Source organism: Xenorhabdus sp. BG5, assembly GCF_015163665.1.
Classification (GTDB): Bacteria; Pseudomonadota; Gammaproteobacteria; order Enterobacterales; family Enterobacteriaceae; genus Xenorhabdus.
In genome coordinates this window covers 25416-42958 of record NZ_JADEUG010000013.1, presented here as the reverse complement: position 1 = coordinate 42958, position 17543 = coordinate 25416, and the positions used below count along the sequence as shown (strand labels likewise).

13 protein-coding genes are annotated in these 17543 nt (G+C 44.5%); 2 read left to right on the top strand and 11 right to left on the bottom strand.

What is annotated here, in order from left to right; genetic code table 11:
• Positions 1 to 68 precede the first annotated feature (68 nt).
• Positions 69 to 1229 (top strand): glutamine-hydrolyzing carbamoyl-phosphate synthase small subunit, encoded by a 1161-nt coding sequence (gene carA / locus IQ209_RS08815; protein ID WP_193850942.1) that lies wholly within the window; start codon positions 69 to 71, stop codon positions 1227 to 1229.
• A gap of 17 nt (positions 1230 to 1246) precedes the next feature.
• Positions 1247 to 4471, top strand: coding sequence for a carbamoyl-phosphate synthase large subunit (carB, locus tag IQ209_RS08810; RefSeq protein WP_193850940.1), 3225 nt, complete (start codon positions 1247 to 1249; stop codon positions 4469 to 4471).
• A gap of 87 nt (positions 4472 to 4558) precedes the next feature.
• Here the strand turns inward: carB and IQ209_RS08805 are convergent, their stop codons facing one another.
• The 11 genes from IQ209_RS08805 to IQ209_RS08755 all read right to left on the bottom strand — a co-directional run bounded on the left by IQ209_RS08805 (position 4559) and on the right by IQ209_RS08755 (position 17390).
• On the bottom strand, positions 4559 to 4822 hold the full coding sequence (locus IQ209_RS08805) for a helix-turn-helix transcriptional regulator (RefSeq protein ID WP_339378864.1): 264 nt from the start codon (positions 4820 to 4822) through the stop codon (positions 4559 to 4561).
• Positions 4823 to 4852: 30 nt separating this feature from the next.
• A complete protein-coding gene (locus IQ209_RS08800) occupies positions 4853 to 5692 on the bottom strand; it encodes a pilus assembly protein (protein WP_193850936.1) in 840 nt (279 codons plus the stop codon).
• Positions 5693 to 5756: 64 nt separating this feature from the next.
• A complete protein-coding gene (locus IQ209_RS08795; RefSeq protein ID WP_193850934.1) occupies positions 5757 to 6320 on the bottom strand; it encodes a fimbrial protein in 564 nt (187 codons plus the stop codon).
• A 118-nt stretch (positions 6321 to 6438) separates the two neighbouring features.
• Positions 6439 to 7197: a fimbria/pilus periplasmic chaperone gene (locus IQ209_RS08790; protein WP_193850932.1), complete on the bottom strand. Its 759-nt coding sequence runs from the start codon at positions 7195 to 7197 to the stop codon at positions 6439 to 6441.
• A 130-nt stretch (positions 7198 to 7327) separates the two neighbouring features.
• Positions 7328 to 9988 carry an outer membrane usher protein gene (locus IQ209_RS08785; RefSeq protein WP_228005799.1) on the bottom strand — a complete coding sequence of 887 codons (2661 nt, stop codon included), beginning with the start codon at positions 9986 to 9988 and terminating at the stop codon, positions 7328 to 7330.
• A gap of 430 nt (positions 9989 to 10418) precedes the next feature.
• Entirely contained in the window at positions 10419 to 10967 is a 549-nt protein-coding gene (locus IQ209_RS08780; protein WP_193850929.1) for a fimbrial protein, read from the bottom strand.
• A gap of 723 nt (positions 10968 to 11690) precedes the next feature.
• Positions 11691 to 12407 (bottom strand): purine-nucleoside phosphorylase, encoded by a 717-nt coding sequence (deoD, locus tag IQ209_RS08775; RefSeq protein ID WP_193850927.1) that lies wholly within the window; start codon positions 12405 to 12407, stop codon positions 11691 to 11693.
• Between the two features lie 73 nt (positions 12408 to 12480).
• Positions 12481 to 13704, bottom strand: a complete 1224-nt coding sequence (deoB, locus tag IQ209_RS08770) for a phosphopentomutase (RefSeq protein ID WP_193850924.1) — start codon at positions 13702 to 13704, stop codon at positions 12481 to 12483.
• A gap of 77 nt (positions 13705 to 13781) precedes the next feature.
• Entirely contained in the window at positions 13782 to 15152 is a 1371-nt protein-coding gene (deoA, locus tag IQ209_RS08765; RefSeq protein ID WP_193850922.1) for a thymidine phosphorylase, read from the bottom strand.
• Positions 15153 to 15236: 84 nt separating this feature from the next.
• The gene (gene deoC, locus IQ209_RS08760; RefSeq protein WP_193850919.1) at positions 15237 to 16016 is read right to left on the bottom strand and encodes a deoxyribose-phosphate aldolase; all 780 of its coding nucleotides are present in this window, start codon (positions 16014 to 16016) and stop codon (positions 15237 to 15239) included.
• A gap of 108 nt (positions 16017 to 16124) precedes the next feature.
• Positions 16125 to 17390 carry a NupC/NupG family nucleoside CNT transporter gene (locus IQ209_RS08755; protein ID WP_193850997.1) on the bottom strand — a complete coding sequence of 422 codons (1266 nt, stop codon included), beginning with the start codon at positions 17388 to 17390 and terminating at the stop codon, positions 16125 to 16127.
• Positions 17391 to 17543: the final 153 nt, after the last annotated feature.

Genomic DNA, 17543 nt, shown 5'->3' with positions numbered 1-17543 from the left:
GATTTTAAGGACTAATTCTGAATTAATATGCATTGGATGCGACTTATTATTCATTTTTGGAGGGCGTTTTGATTAAGTCAGCTATATTGGTTCTGGAAGATGGAACCCAATTTCACGGTCGCGCCATTGGTGCAGAAGGTGTGGCTGTTGGAGAAGTGGTCTTCAATACCTCAATGACCGGATATCAAGAAATACTTACCGACCCTTCCTATTCCCGCCAAATTGTTACTCTTACTTATCCCCATATTGGTAATGTCGGCATCAATGCCGCTGATGAAGAATCCCCCGCCATTCAAGCCCAAGGCTTAGTTATTCGTGATTTACCCTTAGTGACCAGTAACTTCCGCAGTGAAGAAAACCTGTCTGATTACCTGAAACGTCATAATATCGTCGCCATCGCGGATATCGATACACGCAAACTGACCCGCCTGTTAAGAGAAAAAGGGGCGCAAAACGGCTGTATCATTGCCGGTAATGCGGCCGATGCCCAAGTTGCACTGGCAAAAGCAAAAACATTCCCTGGCTTGAAAGGTATGGATTTAGCAAAAGAAGTTACGACAGCACAATCTTACCAATGGGTACAAGGAAGTTGGACATTAGCAGATGGGCTACCCGAAGCTCGCGAAGCGCAAGAATTGCCTTACCACATTGTAGCCTATGACTTTGGGGTGAAGCGCAACATCCTGCGTATGCTGGTCGATCGCGGCTGCCGCGTTACCGTTGTACCGGCAAAAACTCCCGCCGATGCAGTGCTGAAAATGGCACCGGATGGCATTTTTCTGTCCAATGGACCTGGTGATCCAGAACCGTGTGACTATGCTATCGAAGCGATTAAAACCTTCCTGGAGACTGAAATCCCTGTATTCGGCATCTGCTTAGGACACCAGTTGCTGGCACTGGCCAGTGGTGCAAAAACCATAAAAATGAAGTTTGGTCACCATGGCGGCAATCATCCCGTCAAAGATCTGGATCGCAATGTTGTCATGATCACGGCACAGAACCACGGTTTTGCTGTTGATGAAAGCTCACTGCCAGCCAATTTGCGTGTAACGCATAAGTCACTTTTTGATGGCACCTTGCAAGGCATTCATCGTACTGACAAGCCAGCATTCAGTTTTCAGGGGCACCCTGAAGCCAGCCCTGGTCCACATGAAGCCGCTTCACTATTCGATCATTTTATCGAGTTAATTGAGCAATATCGCCAGGCAAACGTTCAGAACACCAAATAATCAGGAGAAGAAGAAAAATGGCAAAACGTACTGATATTAAAAGTATCCTGATCTTAGGTGCTGGCCCCATTGTTATCGGCCAGGCTTGTGAATTTGACTACTCTGGCGCACAGGCTTGTAAGGCGCTACGAGAAGAAGGTTATCGTGTCATTCTGGTAAACTCAAACCCAGCAACGATAATGACCGATCCTGAAATGGCTGACGCGACTTATATCGAGCCGATCCATTGGGAAGTGGTACGCAAACTCATTGAAAAAGAACGCCCGGATGCCATCCTGCCAACAATGGGTGGGCAAACAGCATTAAACTGTGCATTGGAGCTGGAGCGCCAAGGTGTACTGACAGAATTTGGCGTCACCATGATTGGTGCGACCGCTGATGCCATTGATAAAGCAGAAGATCGCCAGCGTTTTGACAAGGCGATGAAAAAAATCGGCCTGGACACCGCGCGTTCTGGCATTGCCCACACGATGGAAGAAGCGCTGGCGGTAGCCGAAGAAGTCGGTTTCCCTTGTATTATCCGCCCCTCTTTTACCATGGGTGGAAGCGGTGGCGGTATCGCCTACAACCGTGAAGAGTTCGAAGAAATCTGCGAACGCGGCTTAGACCTCTCTCCAACCAATGAATTGCTGATCGATGAATCCCTGATTGGCTGGAAAGAGTATGAGATGGAAGTCGTGCGGGATAAAAACGATAACTGCATTATCATCTGCTCCATTGAAAACTTCGATCCAATGGGTATCCATACCGGTGACTCCATCACCGTAGCGCCAGCACAGACACTGACCGACAAAGAATACCAAATCATGCGTAACGCTTCGATGGCGGTATTGCGTGAAATTGGCGTAGAAACCGGTGGTTCAAACGTTCAGTTTGCAGTGAACCCGAAAAATGGCCGCCTGATCGTTATTGAAATGAACCCACGTGTCTCTCGTTCATCAGCATTGGCTTCCAAGGCAACAGGTTTCCCGATCGCAAAAATCGCCGCAAAACTGGCGGTCGGTTATACCCTTGATGAATTGATGAACGACATCACAGGCGGACGCACTCCTGCGTCTTTCGAACCTTCCATCGATTATGTTGTGACGAAAATTCCTCGCTTCAACTTTGAGAAATTTGCCGGCTGCAATGACCGCCTAACCACCCAGATGAAATCTGTGGGTGAAGTGATGGCGATTGGCCGTACTTTCCAGGAGTCCATGCAGAAAGCTCTGCGCGGTCTGGAAGTCGGTGCGACCGGATTTGATCCTAAAGTTAATCTGGATGATCCACAATCCCTGACCAAAATCCGTAGTGAATTGAAAGACGCTGGCGCTGAGCGCATTTGGTATATCGCCGATGCTTTCCGCGCTGGCATGTCTGTTGATGGACTTTTCAACCTGACCAATATCGACCGCTGGTTCCTGGTGCAAATTGAAGAGTTGATTCGTCTGGAAGAACAAGTTGCAGAACAAGGTATTAACGGCCTGACTCCTGATTTCTTGCGTCATCTGAAACGCAAAGGTTTTGCTGATGAGCGCCTGGCGAAACTGGTAGGCGTCTCTGGTAAAGAGATCCGTAAGCTACGTCATGACTACAACTTATATCCAGTTTATAAGCGTGTTGACACCTGTGCGGCAGAATTTTCTACCGATACTGCGTACATGTACTCCACATACGAAGACGAATGTGAAGCCAATCCGAACAATGATAAACCGAAAATCATGGTATTGGGTGGTGGTCCTAACCGCATCGGGCAAGGCATTGAATTCGATTACTGCTGCGTACATGCTGCACTGGCTCTACGTGAAGACGGTTTTGAAACCATCATGGTGAACTGTAACCCAGAAACGGTTTCTACTGATTACGACACGTCCGATCGTCTTTACTTTGAACCCGTCACACTGGAAGACGTACTGGAAATCGTGCGTGTTGAACAACCCAAAGGTGTTATCGTCCAGTATGGCGGCCAGACGCCATTGAAACTGGCCCGTGAACTGGAAGCCGCCGGTGTCCCTGTTATCGGCACCAGCCCTGATGCCATTGATCGTGCAGAAGACCGTGAACGTTTCCAGCAAGCGGTTAACCGTCTTGGCCTGAAACAACCCGCCAATGCCACAGTATCCACTATCGAGCAAGCGGTTGAAAAAGGTAATGAGATTGGTTACCCGCTGGTCGTTCGCCCGTCGTATGTACTGGGTGGGCGTGCAATGGAAATCGTATACGACGAGTCAGACTTGCGCCGTTACTTCCAGACTGCGGTTAGCGTATCCAACGATGCGCCAGTCCTGCTGGATCGCTTCCTTGATGATGCTGTTGAAGTTGATGTGGATGCTATCTGTGATGGTGAACGTGTCCTGATTGGCGGCATTATGGAACATATCGAGCAAGCGGGCGTTCATTCCGGTGACTCCGCCTGTTCTTTGCCAGCTTATACCTTGAGCAAAGAAATTCAGGATGTTATGCGCCAGCAAGTTGAAAAACTGGCCTTTGAACTGCGTGTTCGCGGTCTGATGAATGTCCAGTTTGCGGTGAAAGACAATGAAGTCTACCTGATTGAAGTGAACCCACGCGCAGCACGTACCGTACCGTTTGTTTCCAAGGCAACGGGTATGCCGCTGGCAAAAATAGCGGCACGTGTGATGGCAGGCCAGTCCCTGCTTGAGCAAGGTACAATTGAAGAGATCATTCCACCTTACTATTCCGTAAAAGAAGTGGTACTGCCATTCAATAAATTCCCTGGCGTTGACCCCATTCTGGGGCCTGAAATGCGTTCTACCGGTGAAGTAATGGGAGTTGGCCGGACCTTTGCCGAAGCTTTTTCAAAAGCCATGTTGGGCAGTAATTCCACCCTGCGTAAGAAAGGCCGGGCACTACTGTCTGTACGCGAAGGTGATAAAGAGCGGGTTGTTGATTTGGCCGCTAAATTACTTAAACATGGCTTTGAACTGGATGCGACACACGGTACAGCGGTTGTATTGGGTGAAGCAGGGATCAACCCGCGTTTGGTGAATAAAGTTCATGAAGGACGTCCGCATATTCAGGACAGAATCAAAAATGGTGAATATGACTATATTGTTAATACCACCGCAGGTCGCCAAGCGATTGAGGATTCAAAACTGCTGCGTCGCAGCGCACTACAATATAAAGTGCACTATGACACAACCCTGAATGGCGGCTTTGCAACCACGATGGCACTTAGCGCTGATCCTACTGAGCAGGTTATTTCTGTACAAGAAATGCATGCTAAGATTGCTAAATAACCCTGCCAAATAAGATACCGCCATTTTGGGCGGTAAAAAACAAAGCCATTCCTGAATTGGAATGGCTACTATCAATATAAGCGCGTGTTACAAACCCAATATGGTTTCTGCTACACACGTATATTGATTATTCATATGAACCTTAGGGGGGGCAAAACAATCCTCTAAAAACCAGTTTACGGGCGTTTCCAGGGCAATAGAAATAGCGACCAAATGCTCCAGACTGATTTTATTGGTTCCGCGTTCATAACGTGACAATTGCTGATGACTCACTCCAATTTTGTCTGCCAGCTCTGCTGCTGTCACTCCAATTTCTTTTCTTTTCATTTGGATTCTTTTTCCTACCAGCATACTGACTTGCATAATCTCTTTACTCTCAATTTATAAATAAGTTAAATAAACTATTGCGGTACCTTCATATTTTCCGGCTTTCGGTGGTGTTAGTGTGTGCAATACTGACGTCAGTGTGAAAGGCGTGGCAACATTCTTCCCATCAGTAGTGACATTCACTCCATTTGCTGCATTTTTTTGATTAATCTGTAACGTCGAATATATTTGCTTATCAGAATCGAGATAAACTTTTTCTTCATTATGCGCTGATCTGGCATGCAACATAATTTTGTTACTGCTAACAGCACATTTCAATGTACCGTCAATTGTGCGGGTCGCATTATTCACTTCTGTAGCGGTTAATTCCCCATAAGCAATTTCAGAAGGTAAATGGATTTCACAACGTTGATTTAGAGGAGGCATTTTGTTGCAAGTAGAATTGGGAAATTGTTGAGCCTGACCGTATCCTGGATCTATCTTTGTTGTATAAAACAAACCGATACAATCCGCCTCTGTGGTCATGATGGTAAATGTAACCTGTTTAGGAATGCCAAATTTATGTTTATAGGCTCGCATAACATCGGCAGTTGTCGGGTATTTATTGGCATCATTCAAGCATACTCTTGCCCCTTCACAGGAACCCTGCATTCCTGGCCAATGCCCATTTTTATACTTCACATCTGGGCCAACATAGCAGTTGGCATTTCCATAGCAAGGATTCGGTATCCCTTCTTCCTCTGTCCATGCAGCGATTTCCATAGTTGTGATAGCCTGGTTACCTGACGGAAATGTATTCACCGGCATAACAAAAGCCCCGCCATAAACATGCGTGGTACTGACCAAAAACAACAAGGCTGCTAGCTTCAACAACGATTTCTTAATATGGCGCATAACTTATTTTCCAATAACATCAAACTCTAACTAAAGATCGTGGATGAAAAACCAGTCAGCATGACTAGTCGTAATTAACTTCAAAAGTCGCGACAGCAGTAAATGGACCAAAACCAATATTTTTCTCTTGAATAGCACGGGGGGCTGCTTGTATGTATGCCCGGAATGGAATCACATTCTCTTTTTTATTCGCTAATAACGGGAATTCATGGGATTTATTAAACGGCATCGGCGTACCATCAATTTTTTCCATACCAATGGCAACACCGTGAAGACGGCTGTTAGATCTCATTGCCAACAGCCCCGGTAACTCTTCGCTTGGCTCGCCCAAGAATTTGATTTTTAGGCGCTTTATCATTTGAGGATCACAGTCTTCTAAATACAGATAAAATAGTTCGCCCTTTGTACGATGTTTCAGATAAAGATCACTGTTAAGAATATTTCCAAAATCCACTTCTATATTTTGATCTTCTGTCTTAATCGAACAAGTAGGAGCAAGTACAGTTAGCGTAATTCTGACATCCTGACGCAGATTATCTTGTGCATAGGCACTTTGATGACTACCCATGCCGAAAAGAAACAGCATTGGCAATACATATTTGGATAATCTGATACTTAACGGATTCATTATTATTTACCCTACATTTATCCAACTAATTACCGAAAAAACGCATCGTATTTCGGCTAATTTAGTATTGATGCCCCGCCAATGCCTTGATTGATGGAACATCATCTATGCAATTTAATCAGTTTCCATCAGTAACAACTTTTGTCACTGCGCAGGGATTGCCACTACAGTTGAATGTTAACTGTGGACGTCCACCATAATCATTGACATAGGTCAGTACTGGCGTATTACCTAATGAGTTAGCGCTTCCTCCAAGTTTTTCATTGCTTCTGGGAGCCAACATCAGAGGCTTAAACCCCTCTACACTTTTACCGTTCACCTTATTTGATGCTTCTGAAATAGTGATGTAATAAGGTGTTGGGTTATTCACCACATATTGATTGCCTTCGCGGGTTAAGGTGAGTTTTTCCTGCCAGGGATTATCAAGATCAATACGGCGTGCAATCACAGCCTCCGGGCGATAGAACAGCTTGACGCGTGTCTGCAAGGCAATTTGCAGCACGTTGGATTTTTCACTGCGTGGTGGAATTTCGCGTAAGTTGAAATAGAACAAACTTTCCCGATCTTGTGGCAATTGGGCTATCGCTGGCAGTGTTTGAATTTTGACTTGGCTCTTCGCTCCAGCTTCAACACGCTGTACTGGCGGGACAACGACAATCGGGCCATTGATCTTATTTCCCTTGTCATCTTCAATCCATGCCTGTGCCAGATAAGGCAAATCAAGATGCTGATTTTCAATGTTCAAGCTGACGGATTTCATATTTCCATTAAAAATCACGCGAGTGCGATCTAGCGCTATCGCTGCTGTTGCCTGATGAATTGGCATCAAACAACTTACCGTCATAGCGGTTATCATTAGAATATTTTTCAGTTTCATAGTGTTATTTACTCAAGCTCAAAAGAGATTCATGTTTATATTTACTGCACTAGCTCATCGCCACATTTTTCAAGTCAAATAAACATAATACTCTATTAAATAACGATTTTTCAGATCGTTTCATTACAATTTACTTATCATCACTTGTTAAAAACTGGCAAGGTAGCAAAAGTGAAGTTAATGGCTCGGACGTCATTTCATCTGGCACTGTACTCTCGCACTGAGCTTGTCCATCCCAATGCACTTGCAGTTTTTCACCCTGATTTATTCCGCTCAGATAAGCATATCCATCATCACTGACAATCCCGATTTCACGCTGGGCAGAATTCAAGACAGATGCACCAAAAGGTGGGAATGAACCGTCAGGTAACCGGATAATGGTCATCGCCTTAGTTCCCGATATCACTTGGAATTTACGATAACCAATTGCGCCTTCCGTTAATGTTGCTTGCTGAACAGAACGCAGTGCTTCTACATCATCAGGTAAGTTATCTAAGTCAATATTTGCCCTGTTGCGATAGTAGTTATTCACATCGGCCAACACAGCCTTACCAAAGTAGTTGGTATACACTGCTGAACCAAATCCCCGAATAGGCACATTGCTAACCCCTTCTGTATCTACCATCAAGCGCGTCGCGCCAGGCATATTAGTACGGTGCAGTGCAGCTCCTTTTGCCGTTATAGTCACCCCACCTTGCAGGCCAAGGGCTGCCGTAGTATTACCACCATCCCGATAACTGGCACTGGCAGTAAGCAACGTCTGGTCACCATAATGGTTGTAATAACCGTCAACGGATGCCCTGCCATCGATACTCGTCCCCATTGAAACACGATAGTTATTGCGATCATCAATACGGTCAAAATAACCCACTGTATGAGCATTGCCCTGACGATTAACCAACCCGTTGTAACTGACAGTGCCACTTTCTCCCCACGGGATAGAAAGATTCAGATACATGCCGTCATCTTTTTTATTGTCAAAATTGTTACGATAGGCTGACAGATTGACGCTGATATTTTTATAACGCCCAATATCAAAATACTTGGATAAAGAAATGTTATAGCGATCGTTTGTTGGCCGATTCCAGTAAGTTTGATGGCTATAGTTAAGATAGGCACTTAAACCAATATCTATAAATTGTTTGTTGAAGGTAATGGTATACATCTCCTTACCGCTATTAGAAGAAATGTTGCGATAGCGGCGATCGATATACTGCCCCATATTCATGAAATTGCGCTCAGAGAAACGATATCCAGCAAACGTCACCTGACTGTTATATTGATCAAAACGTTTCGAATAACTGAAACGATAAGATCCACCAGTAAGGGTTTTGTTTTCTCCCGGTAATCTTGCCCTTGATTCCGTCACATCAAACGACAGTGCACCAAACATCATCAAGTCGCGGCCGATCCCCAGTGACAAGGCGTTATAATCTCCCGCGGCTAAGAGACCGCCATACAGCGACCAACCGTTGTTAATTCCCCACGAGAATTCACCCAGGCCGAACGCAGGCCCTTCACGACGGTGCTTATCATTCGTGGATTGACCACCAACAAATTTGTACTGAACTCGTCCGGGGCGGGTCAGATAAGGGATCGTCGCAGTATTAACCTGAAACTCTTGCACACCACCGTCTTGCTCTTCGACTCTGACATCCAGCGTTCCTACCACCGCATCACTCAGATCCTGAATACGGAATGGGCCAGAAGCGACCTGAGTTTCATACAGCACTCTCCCCTGTTGTCTAACCGTTACCTTGGCATTAGTCCGTGCAACACCTGTGACTTCAGGCGCATATCCACGTAAATTCGGGGGCAACATATTTTCATCAGTCACCAAACTGACACCCGTATAGCGGAAGCTATCGAAAATACTGGAATTGAGGTAATCCTCACCTAATGTCAATTTCGCTTCCAGACGAGGGATCGCACGATACATGTAGTAACGGCTCCAATCCCAATCACGTTCTCTTCCACCAGAAGAGTCTAATTTATCAATACCCTGGTTTTTGAAACGGTTATACCTGGCCTGCCAATCAGCCCGAAAACGCCACTCCCCTACATTCATGCCCGCTGTTCCGATAGCGCTTATTTGTTGGCTACGACTCCCGTGAGCAGGTTTAGAGGTTTGTGCGTTAACGTTATAATCAAACAGTAACCCGGATATCCCATTATCCCAGCGAGCAGGAGGGTCCCAGTCTGGTAAGTCATATTCCAGGTAAACTTTAGGTATGATTAAATAAAGCGTATAAGTAGCGAGATCACCTCTGGCTGACGTACCTGGCAACGTATTGAGATCAAGACATTGACCTTCATTCTGCCAACCTAATTTTTCTACCCACTGTTGTTTCAGTGCGATTTGTTTCACCAATTCAGGGGATATACAAGCTTCACTACCTGTTGGTTCATCAGGCGGTGCAATGAAATCGATAGAATAGGTATCCGAAAGTTCATGCTGATTCATCCGAACACCCATCATATAGTTACCCGGCATGATGTAACCTGCACGGGCAAATTTATCCAAATCAATATTGGCACGTTCATTGACATCCAGTGCACCAATATTGAATTCAATTGATGGCCTGGAATGAGTAACTTGAATGCCAGACAATGCAAACAGTATAAGAGCAAAAAGAGGATTAATTCCAAATAGTAAGTGCTCTGTTTTTATTTTATTCGCTATTCTTTTTTGATTAATCACTTTATTTCTAGTAAAGGTATTTTTTCTATTACTGTTTGTCTTTTTATTACTGATTATTTTTCTATTATCAGATAAAAAATCATGATTCATAGAATATGCAAACAAAGCCATAGCATCCTCTGAACAATGAATCGTTAATCATCCAATTTGAAATTAGCCGCTGTCTGGCATGACCAAGTCTGTAAGCGCACAGGGGTTCTTACCTCATACATGGCGTCATTAAAGTTCATCGATCTCAATTGAGGGCCCTGACCGATACCGGGGATAGTTAAATAAAAAGGGTATTTCAATTTACCGCTATAGGGATCATTTTGTTTATAACTCAATCTGCTTACTCAATCGTTAGTCATATTGATTTACATCAATAAAATAGATCTTGTTACAGAATATTGTAGTTATAGCTTACTTACACGTTATATCCCAGAAATACCCTAGATATATTATCAGGAAAGTCAAAGTTAACAGGTAAAATGAATTTCCTGACATTCAAGCACTAAAAAATATCAAATTGCTTGCAATATTACAGGTAGTTTAAAGTAAAGTTTGCGATCGCAGTGAAATCACCTGGTACAACTTTAACTTTCACAGGAGTTGCACCTTCTTCTCCAGCCTGACCTGTCAGACCTTTCAGATGTGCTGCGAAATTCAGGTCGTTGTTGCCATCATGCAGAGACATTGCGTCTGATTCTGTCCCCAAAGGAATCACTTTGTTACCGTGGTTAGTGATTGCGATTGCTGCACCTTGTGCTGTACCTTCGATAGCTAACAAACCTTTCTCACTCGCTTCTGGGCCAGTAAAGGTAGTTTTCACGCTCTTTTTAGTTTCAGTATTACAACCTTCTAATTCAATTTTGAAAGCCTTAGACGCTGAACGGCCGTCCTTGTCCAGAACCTGACTAGAAACGGCACCCAGATCAACTTCAACATTGGTGTTTTTGATTGAGCAAGGCGCATCAATGATAGAACCTCTGAATTTAACTGTACCACTACCTTGGTTAGTCGCACTTGCGGCGCCAGCAGCTAAAGCCACACCAAAACCTAAAACCATTGCCAATTTGTTAAGTTTCATAATTTAACTTATTCCTTAAATCAAAAAATAGATATTCATAACCAAAGGGAAGCCGAAGCCCAGAAATTAATTTCTGACACTTAGGCAAATGATTATTTAGTTTTTTGACAGAAATCATACCCAGTCAAAATAAACCAAACCGGCAATATCATTGTACATAATAAATCTTAAGTCAAATTTCAGCCGATAAATCTACTTATGATCCTTAACATCATATGAAATATGAATTTTTGCCAAAAAGTACGGATAATGAGTAGTATATTTTACTAATTATTTTTCAATTTTAGGTTATTCCCCTGAGTTATATCGAACAATGTTTAGTAATTTAGTATCTTAATTGGCGTTGTTTTATTGCTCTGTTTTATCTTCCTGAAAGACATGTGCATTTTATTATCCCGTTATCACCATAACATTTGGTTTTTATTGTCATGATTATCGGGAACGTCAATATAAAATCATGATATTTATCTAAGCAACATAATTATCAAGCTAATTGTTAATTGAAAATATCACTTAAAAAAACCGTTCAAATATTGTTAAGGCAATTAATTTTCATTCGCTTTTCAGAAAAATTAAAACAAAGGAAATACCTATTAAATAAATCGCTAAAAACTATTCTCAATAATAGGTATCAATTGGCCTGTAATTTATAAAAAAAACCCTTTCCAATAATGGAAAGGGCCTGTAATTCTTTAATGAAAGACTAAAACTATTTACGCTTTTTTAATTGTCACCCATCAGGATGGATTCAAGCGCAATCTCAATCATGTCATTAAATGTATTTTGGCGCTCTTCAGCAGTGGTTTTTTCACCAGTACGAATATGGTCAGACACAGTACAAATCGTCAACGCTTTTGCCCCAAATTCAGCAGCCACACCGTAAATACCCGCGGCTTCCATTTCAACACCCAGAATGCCGTATTTTTCCATTACGTCGAACATTTGAGGATCTGGCGAATAAAACAGATCCACAGAGAAGATATTACCAACACGCACATTGACATCCTTTGCCTTCGCCGCATCCACTGCATTACGCACCAGATCAAAGTCAGCAATAGCGGCGAAGTCGTGATCTTTAAAACGCATGCGGTTTACTTTGGAATCAGTACATGCACCCATACCGATCACAACATCACGGATTTTAACGTCTTTGCTGACTGCGCCACAGGAACCGATACGGATGATTTTTTTAACACCAAATTCAGTGATCAGCTCTTTGGCATAAATAGAGCAGGATGGGATACCCATTCCATGCCCCATAACAGAGATGCGGCGGCCTTTATAAGTACCGGTGAAACCCAGCATACCGCGAACATTGTTAACCTGACGAGCATCTTCCAGAAAAGTTTCCGCAATGTATTTTGCGCGCAGTGGATCACCAGGCATCAAAACAACATCAGCAAAATCGCCCATCTCAGCATTAATATGTGGGGTGGCCATAAATTTATTTCCTTGTTTTTATTGCGTATCAAAATAGATAAAAATGGGAAGACCTATAGGTCTCCGTCAAAACTTAAAACATCGCTTTACCGTAATCCATTGGAGTCAGATCGAAGTATTTTGCTACTGTCTGACCCATATCAGCGAACGTTTCACGATGGCCTAATGAACCTGGTTTAACTTTAGGTCCGTAAACCAGAACCGGGACATGTTCACGGGTATGATCGGTTCCCGCCCAAGTTGGGTCACAACCATGGTCAGCGGTGAAGATCAGAATGTCGTCTTCTTTAACTAATTTCAGCATTTCTGGCAAACGACGGTCAAACAGCTCTAGTGCTGCCGCGTAACCGGCGACATCACGGCGGTGACCGTAGGAAGAGTCAAAATCAACAAAGTTGGTAAATACGATGGTGTTATCTCCCGCCTGCTCCATTTCAATTAGCGAAGCATCAAACAGAGCATCAATACCTGTCGCCTTGACCTTTTTGGTGATCCCGACATTCGCGTAAATATCTGCAATTTTGCCAATGGAAACCACTTCACCTTGCTTTTCATCAAGGAGTTTTTTCAAGACGGTTGGCGCTGGTGGCTCAACGGCCAAATCATGACGGTTGCCAGTACGTTGGAAACTTCCGGCTTTATCCCCTACAAATGGACGGGCAATAACGCGACCAATGTTATAATCGCCAATATTCAACTCTTCACGCGCGATTTCACACAGCTCATACAGACGATCCAGGCCAAATGTCTCTTCATGGCACGCAATCTGGAAAACAGAATCCGCAGAGGTATAAAAAATCGGTTTACCGGTTTTCATGTGCTCTTCACCCAACTTGTCCAGAATCACGGTACCGGAAGAGTGACAGTTACCCAGATAACCAGGCAGATTTGCACGTTCGACCAGTTTATCCAGCAATGCCTGTGGGAAGCTGTTTTCTTCGTCACGGAAATAACCCCAGTCAAACAGAACCGGAACGCCTGCAATTTCCCAATGTCCTGATGGCGTGTCTTTACCAGAAGAAAGCTCACTCGCGTAACCATAAGCGCCAATAATTTCGGCATCTTTATCCAGGCCAATCGGGAACGTGCCGCAAGACTCTTCTGCTGCCTTACCCAATCCCAGACGGCTCAGGTTTGGCAAATGTAGCGGTCCCTTACGGCCAATATCAGCCTCACCACGGGCACAGCGTTCTGCTATATGACCCAAGGTGTTAGATCCCTTGTCACCAAACTTTTCAGCATCAGCAGTTGCACCGATACCAAAGGAATCTAATACCATGATGAATATACGTTTCATAATTTTCTCCTGCGTCAATTCACGCTATCAATGCGGAAACTGCCAGCTATTAAAATCAATTTAAATGCTTGTACGGTTTATCCACGGATATAACGATAAACCATCGGTGTAGTGGCTTGTGTCTCGCTTTCCTTAAAAACTGTTTCTTTAAAAACAAACGCCTTACGTACTGCTTCTGCGGCTTCATGCCAGTCATGCTCACTGTTAGCATGAATCATTGCCAAGGGAGTATCCGCATTCACATTTGTGCCTAGCGCACTGATATCGCTCAGCCCCACACTGTAATTAATCGGATCTGTTGCCTTACGACGTCCTCCACCCAATGCAACAACAGACATTCCTAAGACACGGGTATCCATTTCTGCAACAATGCAATTTTTTCCCGCTAACATCTGTTCAGCTAACACCTCTCCAGCCAATACTGGCTTGACAAATTCCGCAGTCGGGAGATAGCGGGTGTAATTTTCAACAAAATCAGTCGGCCCTTTCTGTGCGGCCACCATGCGACCAAATGTTTCCGCCGCCTTGCCACTGTCCAGTGCTGCTTGTAATTTATGGTATGCATCGTCACGATCAATAGCTAAATTACCTGACACTAGCATTTCAGCAGATAATGCCATGGTGACTTCAAGTAACCGCGGGTTACGGTATTCCCCCGTCAGGAATTGGACAGCTTCACGCACTTCCAAAGCATTACCCGCGCTGGATGCCAAAACTTGATTCATATCCGTCAATAGTGCCGTAGTCTTACATCCCGCACCATTGGCGACTTCAACGATGGCTTCGGCCAGCTGTTCCGATTGTTCGTAGGTCGGCATAAATGCCCCAGAACCCACTTTCACATCCATGACTAAAGCATCCAGCCCTTCGGCTAATTTTTTGCCCAAGATAGAGGCGGTAATCAAAGGGATAGAATCAACGGTCGCCGTGATATCGCGCGTCGCATAAAAGCGTTTATCCGCAGGTGCCAGCGAATTTGTCTGGCCGATAATGGCAATACCTACATCTCGAATAATATCGCGGAAACGGTACTCATCAGGGAAAATGTCAAAATTGGGAATGGATTCTAATTTATCCAGCGTTCCCCCGGTATGCCCCAAGCCACGTCCCGATATCATCGGCACATATCCCCCGCAAGCTGCCACCATTGGGCCAAGCATCAGGGAAGTGACATCCCCCACACCGCCCGTCGAGTGTTTATCGACAATCGGGCCGGGTAAATTCAATTTTTTCCAGTCTAAAACCGTACCAGAATCACGCATCGCTAATGTCAATGCGACACGTTCATCCATCGTCATGTCATGGAAATAGATAGTCATTGCCAGTGCAGCAATCTGCCCTTCGGAAACCGTATTATCGCGGACGCCGTTAATAAAGAAGCGGATCTCTTCTTCATTCAATGGATGACCATCACGTTTTTTGCGGATAATTTCCTGTGCCAGAAACAAAGCTACCTCCCAATCATTATTATCTGAAAAGAATGGCAGTCATGCACACTATCTTAGCGTGTGTGCAATTAATCATTATTGATCTCAATAACCACTACTCTGTTTTTGACTCTGGTAGCCAAGAGTCGTCAGCAAACTGCCCAACAAACTGGAAGCACCGAAACGGAAGTGACGGGAATCAACCCATTTGTTTCCCATAATACGTTCTGCCAACGCCAAATATTGTGCCGCTTCTTCGGCAGTACGCACACCACCTGCCGGTTTAAAACCAACGTTATCACCTACCCCCATATCACGGATCACGCTCAGCATAATTTCGGCACTTTCCAGCGTCGCATTAACCGGAACCTTACCGGTTGACGTTTTGATGAAATCCGCTCCAGCCTGAATGGAAATTTCAGATGCCTTGCGAATCAAAGCGGCTTCTTTTAATTCACCCGTTTCAATGATGACTTTTAGCCAGACGCCTGCTTCAACACAGGCCGTTTTGCAGGCTGTTACCAAATCAAAACCAATCTGCTCATTACCGGCCATCAATGCACGATAAGGAAAAACAACATCCACTTCATCAGCACCATAAGCTATGGCAGCACAAGTTTCAGCCAGTGCAATGTCGATATCATCATTGCCATGCGGGAAATTAGTCACCGTGGCAATGCGAATATCAGGGGTTCCCTGTTCGCGTAATACCTTACGTGCCATAGGGATAAAACGTGGGTAGATACAGATAGCGGCCGTCTGTCCGGCAGGACTGTTTGCCTGACGACAAAGTGCTGCCACTTTCTCATCGGTATCATCATCATTAAGTGTAGTTAAATCCATCAAACTCAGCGCCTGCTGAGCGGCGGCAGTTAAATCGGTCATAAAACTCTCCAACGGTATTATTATCGTCACTGAATCAGACAACAGACTTAAAACAAATGCAGGTGAGAAATCTCACCTGCATTCAATGTGATATAGACTTCCTGCTTCTTACAACGAGAGGAAGAATCCGGCAATTGTTGCACTCATCAAGTTAGAGAGTGAACCCGCCAATACGGCTTTCAAACCGAAACGAGCAATGTCACCGCGACGATTTGGTGCCATACCACCTAAGCCGCCCAGAAGGATCGCAACAGAAGACAAGTTAGCGAAACCACACAGAGCAAAAGAGATAATGGCTTTAGTATGGTCAGAAAGCACTTGCAGACCTGCCGCCTTAACAACATCATCTGCTGGCAGGTATTCACTAAAGTTCATGAATGCCACGAATTCATTGACAACTAATTTCTGCCCGATGAAAGAACCCGCAATGGTTGCCTCATTCCACGGAATACCGATCAGGTAGGCGATTGGTGCAAAAACCCAACCCAAAACCAATTCCATCGATAATTGAGGATAATCAAACCAGCCGCCGATACCGCTTAAGATACCGTTCAGCAAAGCAATCAATGCGGTGAATGCCAACAGCATGGCGCCGACATTCAGGGCTAACTGCATACCGGATGCAGCACCCGATGCCGCAGCATCAATAATATTTGCAGGACGATCTTCCGCCGCAATCAGCGACATCGCATCAGTCGTATCGTGAGTCTTTTCTGTTTCCGGCACCAGCAATTTTGCAAACAGCAAACCACCTGGTGCAGCCATAAATGAAGCCGCAATCAGGTATTCCAATGGAACACCCATAGATGCATAGCCCGCCAGTACAGAACCGGCAACAGAAGCCAGGCCACCACACATCACAGCGAACAACTCAGACTGGGTCATGGTCGAAATGTACGGACGTACAACCAAAGGCGCCTCAGTTTGACCTACGAAAATATTCGCAGTCGCAGACAAAGATTCAGTCCGTGAAGTTCCCAATATCTTCTGCAATCCGCCACCCAATATTTTGATGACGATCTGCATAATGCCCATGTAATACAACACTGCAATGAGTGATGAGAAGAAAACAATGACTGGCAGGACACGCAGGGCAAAAACAAAACCGCCGCCGCCGAACAATTCAAACATTTTGTCGGACACCAGGCCGCCAAAAATAAAATCTGTTCCTTTTTGCCCGTATCCAATTACGTTGGAAACGCCTTTTGACATTCCCCCCAGAATGTCTTTACCGGCAGGTACGTAAAGTACAAATGCCCCAACGGCAACCTGCATCAGAAAGGCGCCCAGGACAGTACGGATTTTAATGGCTCGATAATTACTGGAGAAGAGTACTGCGATAAAAACCAGCACTGCCATCCCGACCAGGCTCATAAGGAGTTGCATTGGAAGGATCCCTGTTCACTAAAAAATAATAAGAAAATATGTCAGTTATTCCATAAGATTCTACTGACATTGTGTGTGGGGCGATTATACCTAGGACTAAAAAAGAACAAGCAACTAACATCACAAATTAATGTCGCAAAA